Raw genomic sequence first — 14,351 nt, 5'->3', positions numbered from 1 at the left:
TATTACCTGTTTTGTATAACTTCCACAATATGCGCCACTTTGGTTTGTATTTTGTATTTTTTCAACAAATATATTGTCTCTAAAGCGGCAAGCCCTGAAAGCGCCACTACGCTGTTAGTGCGCGTTCGGACTAGTTTTTCTATTACTTTTGCGCCTATTCGGGCGTTTTCTTTTTTATCTACAAAACTGTATCCGAATGCGGGAATATCCGCGTCCGTATACAAACACTCTACCAAATTTTGACCAAAAAGCGCAAAGAGAAACTGATGGGCTTGTTGCGTTGCTTGGCTGCGCCGTTCAAACAGAGAACCATATTCCAGTTGTACCGGCGGAAGTAATGAGGTGCGTTTTGGCGTGGGCAAAATGTCGGTAACAAATTTTACTTGTGCGGAAAAATCACGCGCACGTTTGGCCATGTTGGGGTGTTTGGCAAATAATTGGGAAGCCTTCTTTAAGAAATAATATACATCTATACTATCGGTAATCAACGGTAATTTGCCGGCCTGTTCGTGCCGTTCTATTAAATTGCGTACGGTGCGGCGGCAACATCGCAAATCGCCATAGACATATTCAAATAATCCGCACGGGGTGTTTTGCCAAACAGCCGTGCGCGCTTTTCGTTGGGCGAAATCTAACGTTTTACACGCTATGTCCGGCAGTAAAAATTCGGCTTCCAACGACGGCAAATAAATTTGTTTGGGGGTTTCGTTATCGGGGTTAAGCCCGGCTTTTTCAAAAGCCGTTCGCAACGATACTATGTGCGCCGGTAAGATGTGGCACATATAATTTAGAAACGATAAACCGAACAGACGCGTTAATTGCAAGATTCGTAGTATAAACAAGATTCCTGTTTTGCGTAAGAATAATGCGACGCGCGTTACGCGGGCAAATAACTTGGGGTTTGTCGTTCGTAAGTGTAAAAATAAATACAACAGATACGGTAAAAAGTTTTTGTGCAACGCGCGGCGCATTTCCAATACGTGTTCGGCGGTAGGGATTTGACCGGCGCATACTTCGCTGCATTTACCGCATAGCGTGCAGGTGCGCAAAGAATCTAATATCTGTTGATTTTTAGATGTGATTTTGATTTTTCCGTCTAACGCCAACTGTAACAATTGGTTGCGTCCGCGCGGTGAAAAAATTTCTTGCTTATAAAATTGGTAAGTCGGGCAGATAGGCATACAAGCCCCGCAACGGTTGCAATAGGCAACCGATTTATATACTTCCCGCTCACCCAGCGGTGTTTGCAACGCATCAATATGTCTTTGCAGGTAGATTGGTTCTAAACAAGGATAACTCATTTTTTCTTCTCCGTTACGCAAAGAATTTGTTGCGGATCAAGGGCTTGTTTTAAGCGTTTGATAAGCCGCGTTTGCTCTATCGGTATGAAAGGGCGTGGCGCCAACGGACGTGGGGGGGTGGCATAAATCTTAAATGTCAGTTGGGTTACCCAACCGAATATCCCTTGTGCACCGGCAAATAAACGAATTAAATTATATCCGGCGGCATTCTTGGTTAGTTTTCCGCCATAACGGATAATTGTTCCGTCGGGCAGAACAGCCTGAATGCCGGTAACATCTGCATAAAAATCGGGGTATTGTCCCGATGAAAAAGCCCCGCCCAGCGTGCCTTTAGGCGTATCGGGCAATACGCTATATACATTTTTTTCACGCAAGGCATGATTTAGTTGCATAAGCGTAACGCCCGTTTGAACGGTAGCGGTGTAATTAGTTAAGTCAATGTCACAAATTTGGTTAAGCGACGGGACGTTTCGGTGTGGCTCGGAAGTTTGTAGAATGCTGTTTTGCCCTGTGATGAAAAACGGACGGTGCGTTTGCTGTGCTTGTAAAAAGGCCTCAAGTACCGGTTGGGCAGAAACATCCAGCGGACGGGCCGCCTCGGCTTTTTCTTCAAAATTTACCGGGATAATTTTAGACGGATTTGATAAATTGTCCGGGTCAAACGCGTGTTTCAGACGAGCAAAAACCGATAAGGTATCTCTATCGTATTGATAGGCCATCAACCCGCGTTTTTCAATACCTACACCATGTTCTCCCGATATGGTACCGCCGGCGTCCACACAGGCTTGTAAGATATGTTTGACGGCTTGCCCAAGAGCGCGCGTATCGGTCTTTTTTTGTTCATCAAACATCAGTTGCGGATGGAAGTTTCCGTCGCCCGCGTGAAAAAGTAAACTGGCTGTAATATCATACTTGGTTAAAATTTCTTGTACACGACGCAACGTGCGCGGCAGTTCGCTGCGAGGAACGGTCCCGTCGCATACCAATACGGCTGAAGATAAGCGTGCCATGGCACTGTAAGCGGCTTGGCGGCCTTTCCACAAATGGGAGCGTTCTTCTTCGGTAGACGCGGTGCGGAACGTTTGTACCGCATGCTTATGTAAAACATCTTCTAAAACGAGTTGTTCCCGTTCAATTTGTGTGCGCTCGCCGTCCAATTCTACCAGTAACAACGCTTCGGCGTCTTTGGGATATCCCGCATGCGCAAAATCTTCCACTGCGTTTAAGGTGCGCTTGTCCATGGCTTCTACACAACGCGGCGTAATGCCTTTAGCAATGAGCCCGGTGACGGAACTGATACAGTCTTCCAATGAATTAAAAGTGGCCAAAAAAGTTTTAATATGTGCGGGTAGCGGTAAAATTTTTACTTTTAATTCGGTAATCACACCGAACGTGCCTTCGCTTCCGATTAACAGCCCTACTAAGTCCGGCCCGTTTTCGCTTCGGTCCAGCGTAAGAGAAGTACCGTCGGATAATACTACATTGACGGATAAAATATGATCTAATGTTCCGCCGTATTTTAAGCACCGGGCTCCGCTTGCGTTTTGGGCCGCGTTGCCGCCAATCGTACAAAACGATTTGCTGGCCGGATCGGGGGCGTAAAAATACCCAAGCGGACGTAATGTTTCATCCAGTTGCCCGGTAATAACACCCGGTTCTACGCGGGCATAGTTGGCTTGGGTGTTAATTTCTAAAATATGATTTAGCGCCGCTACCTGAAGTACCGCCCCACCGTTTGGCGTACTGCAACTGCCGGCATGGTTGCTGGCCGCGCCGCGCACTACAAACGGAATATGGTACTTATATAACACCTGTATAACACGGGCAATTTGCGTGGTTTGGGTAATATGTACGATGATATCCGGTCTCATACGCGAACGGGAACAGTCGTATGCGTTTAGAAGTAGCGATACGGTATCCGTGCAGACCTGGGTCGCACCTACGATGTTACGTAACGAGTTTACGGCTTTTAGCGGTATTTCCATAATGTAGTAACGGCTTAAGTTTGATATACTATATTATAGTATTTGTATAAGCAGAGTTCTATGCAAACACCAAAACAAAACAAACATTTTTTTGTGGTGGGAGATGTGCACGGCCAGTATGAGCCGTTTGTCTCTATTTTACGTCACGCCGGATTGATAGATGATTCCTTGAATTGGATAGGCGGTTCTGCCCGTATGCTCCAAATCGGGGATATTTTTGATCGTGGGCCGCAAGCGCGAGAAGCGGATGCTTTATTGGATAAAATTCAAATGCAAGCCGCTAAAGCCGGCGGAGAAGTAATTCGGTTGGTGGGTAATCACGAATTGGAAATTTTATTATCTAATTTTTCTATTTCCGGCTTGCAAGGAACAGAGGCTATACACTTACGTGAAAAATTTACTGCCCAAGTCTTAAACGGACAATTACGCGCCGCCTATGCCTATAAAGGATTTTTATTTACGCATGCGGGGGTAACGGGACGGTTATATAAAATTTTTCAAATGCAATTAGATGATGCCAGCCCGCATAACATAGCGGTGCTTATCAATTTAATTTTCAAAGAATCTATTAAACATCAGTTTTTCAAACATCCCATTTTTAACATTAGCGTTAGCCGTTCCGGTACGGATAAATTCGGCGGGATTTTTTGGGAAGATTTATTAGACTTGGTTGATTCTTTTCCGCAAAGCCCTATTTGGCAAGTGGTGGGTCATACACAAGTAGAACGTATTATTATTGATCCGGTTTCCCGCATTATCCCTGTAGATGCAGGCATGCACCGCAAACAACAGTATTTGGTTGTTGACGAAAACGGTACGCCGGAAATCCGGGAAGTTCCCCAGCCCTAACGCAGACAAATTATGGGTTACAAAAAATTATTGGTGCTTTCCTGCTGTGCGCCTTGTTCGTGCGCGGCAATTAAAAAACTGGTAGAAAACGGGACGGATGTTACCGTTCTTTTTTATAACCCTAATATTTTCCCCCAACAAGAGTATGATAAGCGGTTGCAAGAACAGCGCCGCGTGTGTGAAACTTTAGGCGCGCATTTGGTAGAATTGCCGTATGATCCTGATCGTTGGGATAAGGCCGTTGCGGGGCTTGAAAATGAACCCGAACGCGGGAAGCGGTGTAGTGCCTGTTTTGAAATGCGTTTGCGCCGGGCGCAAGAATATGCCAAAGCCCATGGCTTTGAGGCGTTGACTTCTGTGCTGGGCGTATCGCGCTATAAAGATTTGAATCAAGTAAATGCGGCGGCGCGGCGCGCCTGGATGGCTGTCGGAAAACCGTATTGGGCCAACGATTGGCGCAAGGACGGATTGGAAGAATTGCGTCGTGCGCTTATTAAAGAATTTAATATGTATCAGCAGACGTATTGCGGTTGCAAATACAGTTTGGCCGCTGCGCAATTACGTGAAAAAGAGAAATAACCATGAAAAAAACTTGGATAAAATGGGTAGGAATAAGTTTGGCGGTGTTATCCCTGTGTGTATTTTTATTACACATCGGGTTGCATATTTTATCCGGAACTTCATGGATACACCAAAAAATTATCCAACAGATATCGGCTGCCACCGGGCGGGAAGTTCAACTCGGTCATGCGCGGCTGAATTTGCGCGGCGCCCGCATACAAGATTTTGCTTTGGCCAAAGCGGGGGGAATGGCCGAAGGAAAAATGTTACACATTAACCGCGCCCGTGTAAAAGTATCTTTATGGCATTTGTTACATGGCGAGTTGCACATCAAAGCCGTAGATGTGGACGGTTTATCTTTGCATATGCTACGTGATGAACAAGGTAAATTAAATACGGATTTTTTAACAGGAAAAACGAACCAAAAAGATACTGATACAACTTCCGGCGCTCCGTTTGATATTGCTGTAAAAGATTTGCGCGCGCATAACGTATCCTTTATTTATACCGATGCAAAAACTTCGCTGCAAGCCGGACTCAATAATTTAGAAATCCACATACATGATTTTTCATGGGACGAGCCTTTTAACGTTCGTGCAAAAACCGAGTTCGTTTATACCAAAAATAACGATAAATTTTCAGCCGATGTTTCTTTAGTGTCCAAGGTGTTTTTGAATGAACTTGATTTGTCCAAAGCCTATGCGGATATTTCTTCGTTTGCCGTACATTCGGATAGTTTGCGTGCTGTTTTATCGGGCCGCGTAGAGGAGTGGGATAATCCGTCTTTTGATTTAAAATTCACCGGAAAAAACATTTCTTCACAAGGGTTGTCTCCGTTTGTTTCAAACGGATTTCCGTTTACGTTTACGCAACTTTCGGCAGATGCTAAAGGCCGCGTGGAAACGGAAAAAGAAAAAGTAGAACTTAAACAAATGGGCATTACATTCCCCGGGGTAGATGTGACGGCCAAAGGGGATGTACAATGGGCGCCTAATGAATATAATTTAACGGCCAATGCTAAAGTGCAAGTAGATACCTTGGAGGATTCCTTCCCCGCGCTTAAACCGTATGATTTGGGCGGAAATATTACCTTAAAGGCTCAAACTACTTCTAAAAAATTAACGACAAAAGCCGAGTGGCTAGCCGGTAAATTGCAAACAACGCAACTCGGGGAAATTTCCGCTTTGCAAGTGATTTTGGATAGCGAAGAACATTGGGACTTCCAAAACGGTCAAGGCACGCTTGATATCAACGGTATGTTAAACGGCGAACCGTTTAAGACGACATTTTCCTTTAATCAAACTCCCAAAAAAATTGTGGCTAACTTAAAAGCCTCGGCCGACCGGGTGGTTTTGCCGTCTATGGAAAAAACGACCGCCCCAAAAACCGCTACCGAAAAAACGGCTTCTACGGAAAAAACAGCGTGGCCGTTGCCGCCTATTACCGCTAAAGCCGATGTGCAAGTGTTGTCGTTGGATGCACCGCATTTGCGTGGAAATGATTTAGATTTTAAGTTAGACATGGCCGGTATTACGCCGCGCTTGGACCAAGCGCACGGTACGTTAAAATTATCCATTAACGACGGCCAAATTACCGATTTGTACCAATTAACAGATTCTAATGCGCTGATGAAAGTGTTATTTATGTCGTTAAATGTAGTAGGCAAAGTATTTAATAGTTTGGATGTCCTTTCTGTATTGGGAGGGCTTGCCGGCTCATCTAAAAACGACGAGTCGCACGAAGTTATCAAAATGATTCCCGATGAAAATGGGGAAATGGTGGCCGTAAAAGTTCCGGCTTCGTCACGTAAGGTAGACGGTAAATTGGCGTATCATAAATTTGCAACCGACGTACAATTTGAGCAAGGCGTAGCAACGGTCAAAAAAGGGAGTTTTGTATCGGATATGATGTCGTTTAATTTGTCCGGTCAAACGAACTTTAAGACGGAAAAAATCGATATGACCGTTCATGCCGCCCCCGGCAAACACGAAACTTCGGGCATTATGCCGTTGACGCTTAAAATCGGCGGGACGGTCACTGATCCGCAAGGAAATATGAGCGTGGTGGGATCTGTTACGTCTTTAGTGACGCAAGGGGTAACAAATAATTTTGCTTCGCGTGCCGTCAAAAAAGGGGTAGGCGGTGTGATTGATTTATTTACTAAAGATGAGTCGCCCCAAGAAGAACAACCGGCTCCGGCGCCTGCCGAGCCCGAAGAATCCGCCACGGAAAAGGCGGAATAGTGTTTTACAATAAAACAGATATTTTGATATTACAACTATGATTTATTTTTCACATCGCGGCGCTAATACACTGCGCGTTCAAAATACAATAGAGGCTTTTGCGCTCGCGCACGCACAAGGGGCGCGCAATTTTGAGTTGGATGTGCATTTGCTCAAAGACGGCAAATTGGCCGTCCATCATGATTATTCGCTTTTATCTACCGCCGGAAAAGATATCAACTTGGGTGATTTGACCGCGCAAGAATTAAAAAAAATTCCGTTAAAAAATCCCTTTTCGCAAGAAAAAGTTTTTGTTCCGTTGTTGGAAGAAATTCTGCCCATTGTTACGCCCGGTTTAGAAATGTTAAATATAGAAATAAAAAACGATCACAATATCTATCCCGGTATTGAAAAAGTGTTATGGCAAACACTTAAAAATTATCCCGTATTAGAAAAGCATATTTTATTTTCCAGTTTTGATTATGATACGTTGGCGCGTTTGCGTGTATTAGCCCCTACGGCGCATATTGGGTTACTTACGCGTGCTTTTGACCCTGCGTTGGTGCAAGCATTAGGGGCGCAAAGCGTGCATATCAATCAAACACGTTTTACGCCGGAACTGGCGCGCGTATGTCATGAAAACAACTGGCAGGTTTTTATCTATACCGTTAATGAAATAGCGGCCGCAACGCGTTTAGCCCAAGACGGAGCGGACGGTATTTTTACGGATGTTATTCAGTTGTTTGTGTAGATTTTTTCACATAAAAACCCCCGCGGTGAAGCGGGGGTTTTTTAACAAATACTAATAATCGTATGTTGTTTCGCTGGATGACGATTGGGTGGTTGTTTCTTGGCTACCGTAGTATTGGTCCGGCGAGTAGCGTTTGGGTTTTTTCCACAAGCGTTTTTCTTTCTTATACTCGCTGTCGGAAGGTTGCCCGGGAACTTTGGGTTGCTGCCGTTCATCAAAGAAATAGACGCCTTTGTCTGTTTCGGCAATTGTGTTAAACACATATTCCGATTCCGGCGCGGGGGGGGCTTCGCGGCGTTCTTTGGCCGCTTCTTGCGTTAAATCTTCCAAATAATCTTCTTCGGTCAGATAGATTTTACGGTTATAGCGCGGATCCTCTTTTTGCTCGGAAGCGCATGCCGTCAAAATTCCGGCACAGAATAAAAATAACATCAGTCTGGTAATATATTTCATACATTCTCCTTAAATTTTCCGTTCACCTGATAATACAATGTTTTCCAGCAGTACCGCAAGCGTTACCGGGCCGACTCCGCCGGGTACGGGCGAATAAAAAATGCCGGCTGCATCTAATTCTTGCGCGTTCGCATCACCGCAGAGCATGTTGTTGCTCCAATTGGTGGAAATATCAATGACGACGGCTCCTTTTTTAAGCCACTCGGTTTTTAATAAACCGGGCGTTCCTGCCGCCGAGCAGATAATGTCCGCATTTTTTACGGCACGCGGTAAATCGGTACGGGAATGACATAATTTGACCGTTGCATTTTTACACGAAAGCAAGTGCGCCAGCGGCCGACCTACGGTAGATGAGCGGCCGATAACAACGGCTTCTTTGCCTTCTAAATCAATGTGATGAAAATCTAACAACCGCATAACTGCCATAGCGGTACAAGGTACAAACCCGGGGAGTTGTTTTATTTGCTCCCACGTTTTGCATAAAAACAACCGGCCCGCATTGGTAATAGACATCCCGTCAATATCCTGACGGGGGTTGAGATAATTGGCAAAATCGCTGAAGGCTAATTGTTCCGGTAACGGGCGCGGGATGAGCACGGCATCGGTTTGCGCATGGGTGGCTAATGTTTTAACGGCCTGACAAAAACCATCTGCATTTGTATAGTTATTGATATCAAAAATATGAGTTTCTATGCCGATTTTCTTAGCGGCATCGGTTTCTTTTTGCAGATACAGCCTTGCGGCGTAATCTTCCGACGAGCCAAGCGCACATAAGCAAATCGGGCGGCCGAGTTTTTGGCGCACGCTTTCGGCGCGCTCTTGTAAGGGCGCGCGAATTTGCTGAGCGAGTGTTCTGCCTTCTAATATCATATAGGTATTTTAGCAAATAACGGCGGTGTTTCGGCAGAAAGGTGCAATAAACTTTTTTTCGGCCGGGTTTTACCAATAACAGGGGCTAATAAATGGCTTGTCCCGGGGAGCGGGTTATGAAAAAGATACTGATGGCGGTTTTTGTAAGCATGTGTATTTTCCCCGTTGCGGGTAATGCCCAAGGCATTGAAGACGGCGACGGGATGGTTTCGCTATACGGGGGGCTGGGATCGGCCTTGGAAAAATCAATGATAGAAGTGGACGGCGAAAATTTATCGTGGGGGAATTTCGGCGCCGAGATGGGCTTATCCTACTTGTATTTTCCTACGTCTTATTTGGGATTGGGGCTTGATGTCCACTTGGCCAATTTCAAAGGTACGCAGATGGTGGAAGATGTCCGCGGACGGTGGTTTTGGCATACGTTGGAATCTGATTTCGACATGCAAACCTTGCAGTTAATGGGTGCCGGACGTATCAATTTGAATCCGCAATCTCCCGTGCGGTTGTATATTCCGTTCGGGGCGGGGCTTACTTTGTCTAACGGAACGATGAAATATACGTGGGACGAAGAGTTTGACTTGGGAGAGGAAAGCGTGACGGATGCGTCTTGGGGCGGATATGTCGGGCTGGGGCTTGAATTTGACCAAGGTACCAACTATTCGTGGAGTATAGAAGCGCGTTACAACGTATTTGATTATGATGACAGCCGCTTGGCGGGGGATATCGGCGGGGCCCTTGTCGGAAAAGATACGCGCCGCAGTTATGTTTCGCTGGCGTTCCGGCTCAACTTCGGATAAAAAGATATTTTTTATAAAGGGTAAATTGTCTTTAGATCTTCGCCACCGGTAGAAATTTTTCTTGCTCAATCGGTAAAAAACCGATACTATATTGTAGTAGTACACATCTGCCGGGAAAAATTTTTATGAGAAATAACAAAGCATTTACCCTTATTGAATTATTAGTTGTCGTGTTGATTATCGGGATCCTTTCTGCCGTAGCCTTGCCGCAATATCAAAAAACGGTGTGGAAAAGCCGCTCGGTACAATTGCAAACCGCTGCCAGAAGTTTGGCTACCGCCCAAGAGGCTTATTTTTTAGCCAATGGGGAATATGCCAATGATTTTGACGTGTTGGATTTATCTTTTGACCACCTGTCTTCGGCTTCTACCAGTTCACTTGGCTTGCATGTAACCTCAACAAATGCTGTGCGCCGAACGAACGAATTTGAGTTGGTGGTCAATGTGTCCCATACAGGGCTTTTTTTGTTATCTTCCGCGGTCTTTCGCGACGGTACATATAAAGGCGGCGGCTTTATGTTTGTGCATGACGATCCGGACGGCGTACTAAAGAAAAAGTTATATTGCGTGGAAAGCCAAAGTTGGTTTGCTCTTGCCCAAGGAAGTTTCTGCGGGAAAATGTTTAACGCAACGAACAATGTTTCTACGAAATGGGGATATCGTTTTTACGAAATGCCTTAACCGAAAAATGATTTATTAAAACCCCCGATACATTGTATCGGGGATTTTTTATTCTTCGTCAATTTTAAGCATGGCCACGAACGCTTCTTGCGGAATATTGAGACTGCCGATAGATTTCATCCGCTTTTTACCTTCTTTTTGTTTTTCTAATAATTTGCGTTTGCGGGTAATATCGCCGCCGTAGCATTTGGCGATAACGTCTTTTCTGAACGCGGGGATGGTTTCGCGCGCGATCACTTTGCCGTTGACGGCGGCCTGTACGGCCACTTCAAATTGTTGGCGTCCGATTAACTCTTTTAATTTGGCACAGAGCGCGCGTCCCATGGTTTGTGCTTTGTCTTTATGCACCACTACGGACAAGGCATCTACCGGCGAGCCGTGCAGTAAAATTTCCATTAACACGACATCGGAACTCCTAAATCCGGCCACTTCATAATCAAATGACGCATAACCCTTGGAGACCGATTTTAATTTGTTGTAAAAATCAATGACCATTTCGCCCATCGGCATTTCATATTTGATAATCACGCGTTGGTTGGACAAGTGGTCCATATTCATAAACGTTCCGCGTTTTTCTTTTAAGAGTGTCATGACCCCGTCCATAAATTCCACCGGCGTTACAATCGTAATGTGGATGACGGGCTCTTTAATATCAATAATATCGCCGTGCGGCGGGAAATTGGCCGGATTATCAATAATTTTATATCCGGGGTCGTCCGGTGCGTCGGGCAGGGCGGCCAGTTCCTGCGGGTGCGATTTGCGCGACGTGAATTTAACGTGATATACGACGTTAGGGCTGGTGGCAATCAGCGACAAGTTAAACTCGCGCTCCAACCGTTCTTTCACAATTTCAATGTGCAAAATACCCATAAACCCTAACCGAAAACCAAACCCGAGCGCTTTGGATGTTTCACTTTGGTAGTGAAAAGACGAATCGGACAAATTCAGTTTTTCAAGTGCTTTGCGAAGGAGCGGAAAATCGGTTGTTTCCACCGGGAAGATAGAGGCGAACACGACGGGTTTTGCTTCTGCGTACCCGGGCAGTGCTTCGGTGGCGGGCCGTTCGGCCAGTGTCACCGTATCGCCTACTTTTACTTGGTGAATATCTTTAATCCCGGCGACTAAATAACCCACTTCGCCTGCGGATAATTGGTCGCACTTGTGAAGTTGTTTAGGGGTCATAAACCCGATTTCTTCCGTTTTATAACTGGTGCCGGAAGACATAAATTGTATCGTTTGGCCCGGTTTAAGTGTGCCGTCCACCAAACGGACATACATGACTACCCCGCGGAACGGATCGTAATAAGAATCAAAAATGAGCGCGCGTAGCGGCGCATGGGGGTTGCCTTGCGGGGCGGGGATATCGGCAATAATGCGGTCTAATAAATGCTCAATACCCATACCGGTTTTAGCGCTTACGCGCTCGGCTTCAATGGGTTCGCGCAAAATATCCCATAATTGTTCTTCGGAAGCATCTGCATCCGATTGCGATAAATCTACTTTATTCATCACCGGGATGATTTTAAGCCCCAAACTTTGCGCCAAATGCGCGTGGGCTACCGTCTGTGCTTCCACCCCTTGCGAAGCGTCCACCAAGAGCAGCACCCCTTCACACGCGCGCAACGAGCGCGCCACTTCGTAAGAAAAATCAACGTGGCCGGGAGTATCAATTAAATTTAAGATGTAATCTTTATAGGCAATACGTACGGCTTTGGCTTTAATAGTGATGCCGCGTTCGCGCTCCAGATCCATACCGTCTAATAATTGCGCTTGCATTTTGCGCTTGGGAACGGTGCCGGTATCTTCTAAAATACGGTCGGATAAGGTGGTTTTGCCGTGGTCAATATGGGCCACGATGGAAAAATTACGGATTTTCATTTTCGTTATTCTGTTCAATTAAATTTCTGATTTCATCCGAACTGCCCATTAAAAGAGCGGCTTGGGCCAAGTCGGAACAATGCTCAAAATTGGAATTTCTGATATTGTTTTTTACACGTAAAAACATACGCGGCGTAACGGAAAGCGCATCTACGTTTAAGCCCAGTAACAACGGCAACATTTTGGTGTCGGAAGCAATTTCCCCGCAAATGCTGACGGTCTTGCCGCGCTTATGCGCCGTTTGGATAATTAGGTTTAACGTCCGCGCAACAGCCGGGTGGCACGGATCGTATAAATGGGCCACTTCTTGATTGACGCGATCTACCGCGATTAAGTATTGGATTAAATCGTTCGTGCCGATGGAAATAAAATCTAAATCGTTAATCATACCATCTAATGCAATGGCCGCGGACGGTACTTCAATCATCGCGCCCAGCGCAATTTTATTGACGGGCCGTTTGCCTTGTTTGGCAAAGTCTTCCAAAATTTCGTTAAAGGCTTTTCGCACGTGGCGCACTTCTTCCACCGAAGAAACCATCGGAATCATAATGCCCAGTTGCGCCGGAACTTCGCACGCGGTACGTACAATGGCGCGCAGTTGGGTTTTTAATAAATCCGGATTTTTTAAGAAAAGCCGAATCCCGCGGCAACCCATAAACGGGTTTTCGTCTTGATCAAATTCGTCTAACGGGAAATCGGGCATTTTATCTGCACCCAAATCGGCTAAACGGATAGTAACCGGGCGCATATCAAAGCGTTTGGCCGTTGCCAAATAAATATTATATTGTTCGTCTTCCGACGGGGGAACCGGAGTCCCCATAAAGATAAACTCGGTACGCAGTAAGCCCAAACCGTCTGTAATAAGGTGCTTATTATCTTTTTTATCGGTGCGCGGATCGTAATTGACAAACAGTTTAACCGGGCGCCCGTCTTGCGTAATCACCGGTAAATGATTGATCGTTTTTAATAAGGCTTCCGTCTTTTTCAAGTCACGCTGAAGCTTACGGTAATTGGAAAGGGTGTATCGGTCCGGGTTGATGACCAGTAACCCGTTTTCGCCGTCAATAATTAACGTATCCCCGGCGTGAACATCTTTAGATGCCGTAGATAACCCGACCACTGCCGGAATATTCAAACTTTGTGCAAGTAAAGCCGTGTGGCTTGTTTTTCCGCCGACGTCCGTACAAAAACCTAAAATTTGGTGCTCTTGTAGATTGATCGTATCGGACGGATATAAATTGTGCGCCACCAGCAGCGACGGTTTTTGTACAGAGGCTAAAAAATTATCTTGGCTACCCGTTAAATTGTTAGCCAACCGCTTGCCGACGTCAAATAAATCGTTGCGGCGTTCTTTGAAAAACGGATCTTGTATCTTTTGAAATTGCGCGGCGAATTCCTGTAATGTAAATAAAATAGCCGCTTGGGCGGACAATTGTTCGTTTTTGATTTTCTGGATAATAGATGAAGTGAACGCCGGATCTTGCAAAATCAGTTTATGCGTGGACATCAAATTGGCATACTCCGCCCCAAGCGAGTCCAACACTTTGTGTTCGTAATTATCTAACTCGGTAAGTGTTTGTCGGATAGCCTCTTCCAATTTTTTTACTTCGGCGGGAATTTCGTTATCGGCAATATACTGGCGCGACAATGCGAAATTTTCTCCCGGCAAAAGTACGGCTGGGCCAATAGAAATTCCCGGGCTGGCCGCAATTCCTTTCAAAACAAGCATCTAAAATTCCTCATTAAATTTATTTTCAAACAACGCTTTTATAGCATTGGCCGCTTCTTTTTCGTCTTTCCCTTCGGTTGTTAGGTGTAATGTGGAGCCATGTTCGGCGGCTAACATCATGACCCCCATGATGCTTTTGGCATCTACGCGCACGCCGTCTTTGGTGAGCGAAATGCTACACGCGTAATTACCGGCAGTTTGAGCAATAAGCGCGGCAGGGCGGGCATGTAAGCCAAGTTGATTAAGAATTTTCAAATCGTGTTGTACCATACTTC

At 45.6% G+C, this 14,351-nt stretch carries 13 protein-coding genes; 6 read left to right on the top strand and 7 right to left on the bottom strand.

The window, feature by feature from the left end:
* Positions 1-2: 2 nt before the first annotated feature.
* Positions 3-1,301 carry a 4Fe-4S dicluster domain-containing protein gene (locus ACQY3H_RS03100; RefSeq protein ID WP_428074754.1) on the bottom strand — a complete coding sequence of 433 codons (1,299 nt, stop codon included), beginning with the start codon at positions 1,299-1,301 and terminating at the stop codon, positions 3-5.
* Positions 1,298-3,286: an FAD-binding oxidoreductase gene (locus tag ACQY3H_RS03095; RefSeq protein WP_428074752.1), complete on the bottom strand. Its 1,989-nt coding sequence runs from the start codon at positions 3,284-3,286 to the stop codon at positions 1,298-1,300. Before ACQY3H_RS03095 ends, ACQY3H_RS03100 begins: the two co-directional genes overlap by 4 nt.
* Positions 3,287-3,346: 60 nt before the next feature.
* Between ACQY3H_RS03095 and ACQY3H_RS03090 the strand changes: the two genes are divergently transcribed.
* From ACQY3H_RS03090 to ACQY3H_RS03075, 4 genes are read left to right on the top strand one after another with little or no spacing between them, the layout of a single operon-like run.
* On the top strand, positions 3,347-4,135 hold the full coding sequence (locus tag ACQY3H_RS03090) for a metallophosphoesterase (RefSeq protein ID WP_428074750.1): 789 nt from the start codon (positions 3,347-3,349) through the stop codon (positions 4,133-4,135).
* Positions 4,136-4,147: 12 nt separating this feature from the next.
* On the top strand, positions 4,148-4,714 hold the full coding sequence (locus ACQY3H_RS03085; RefSeq protein WP_428074748.1) for an epoxyqueuosine reductase QueH: 567 nt from the start codon (positions 4,148-4,150) through the stop codon (positions 4,712-4,714).
* Positions 4,715-4,716: 2 nt separating this feature from the next.
* Complete coding sequence (locus ACQY3H_RS03080; RefSeq protein ID WP_428074746.1) at positions 4,717-6,939, top strand: AsmA family protein; 2,223 nt, start codon at positions 4,717-4,719, stop codon at positions 6,937-6,939.
* A gap of 37 nt (positions 6,940-6,976) precedes the next feature.
* On the top strand, positions 6,977-7,669 hold the full coding sequence (locus tag ACQY3H_RS03075) for a glycerophosphodiester phosphodiesterase (RefSeq protein ID WP_428074744.1): 693 nt from the start codon (positions 6,977-6,979) through the stop codon (positions 7,667-7,669).
* A 51-nt stretch (positions 7,670-7,720) separates the two neighbouring features.
* Here ACQY3H_RS03075 and ACQY3H_RS03070 read toward each other — a convergent pair whose 3' ends face one another.
* Positions 7,721-8,122 carry a hypothetical protein gene (locus tag ACQY3H_RS03070; RefSeq protein ID WP_428074742.1) on the bottom strand — a complete coding sequence of 134 codons (402 nt, stop codon included), beginning with the start codon at positions 8,120-8,122 and terminating at the stop codon, positions 7,721-7,723.
* A gap of 9 nt (positions 8,123-8,131) precedes the next feature.
* Entirely contained in the window at positions 8,132-8,992 is an 861-nt protein-coding gene (locus ACQY3H_RS03065; protein WP_428074740.1) for a bifunctional 5,10-methylenetetrahydrofolate dehydrogenase/5,10-methenyltetrahydrofolate cyclohydrolase, read from the bottom strand.
* A 116-nt stretch (positions 8,993-9,108) separates the two neighbouring features.
* Between ACQY3H_RS03065 and ACQY3H_RS03060 the strand changes: the two genes are divergently transcribed.
* Positions 9,109-9,789, top strand: a complete 681-nt coding sequence (locus tag ACQY3H_RS03060) for an outer membrane beta-barrel protein (RefSeq protein ID WP_428074738.1) — start codon at positions 9,109-9,111, stop codon at positions 9,787-9,789.
* Between the two features lie 125 nt (positions 9,790-9,914).
* Positions 9,915-10,469 carry a type IV pilin protein gene (locus ACQY3H_RS03055; RefSeq protein WP_428074736.1) on the top strand — a complete coding sequence of 185 codons (555 nt, stop codon included), beginning with the start codon at positions 9,915-9,917 and terminating at the stop codon, positions 10,467-10,469.
* Positions 10,470-10,517: 48 nt separating this feature from the next.
* Here the strand turns inward: ACQY3H_RS03055 and lepA are convergent, their stop codons facing one another.
* Genes lepA through ACQY3H_RS03040 form a run of 3 tightly spaced genes read right to left on the bottom strand, consistent with a single transcriptional unit; the run spans position 10,518 to position 14,346 of the window.
* Positions 10,518-12,347 (bottom strand): translation elongation factor 4, encoded by a 1,830-nt coding sequence (gene lepA, locus ACQY3H_RS03050; RefSeq protein WP_428074734.1) that lies wholly within the window; start codon positions 12,345-12,347, stop codon positions 10,518-10,520.
* Positions 12,334-14,076, bottom strand: coding sequence for a phosphoenolpyruvate--protein phosphotransferase (ptsP, locus tag ACQY3H_RS03045; RefSeq protein ID WP_428074732.1), 1,743 nt, complete (start codon positions 14,074-14,076; stop codon positions 12,334-12,336). Before ptsP ends, lepA begins: the two co-directional genes overlap by 14 nt.
* Positions 14,077-14,346: an HPr family phosphocarrier protein gene (locus tag ACQY3H_RS03040; protein WP_428074730.1), complete on the bottom strand. Its 270-nt coding sequence runs from the start codon at positions 14,344-14,346 to the stop codon at positions 14,077-14,079.
* Positions 14,347-14,351: the final 5 nt, after the last annotated feature.

The sequence above is a fragment of the Candidatus Avelusimicrobium luingense genome (assembly GCF_902757105.1).
Lineage (GTDB): Bacteria > Elusimicrobiota > Elusimicrobia > Elusimicrobiales > Elusimicrobiaceae > Avelusimicrobium > Avelusimicrobium luingense.
The sequence above is the reverse complement of the archived record's forward strand: the minus strand, read 5'-3'. Positions and strand labels throughout refer to the sequence as shown.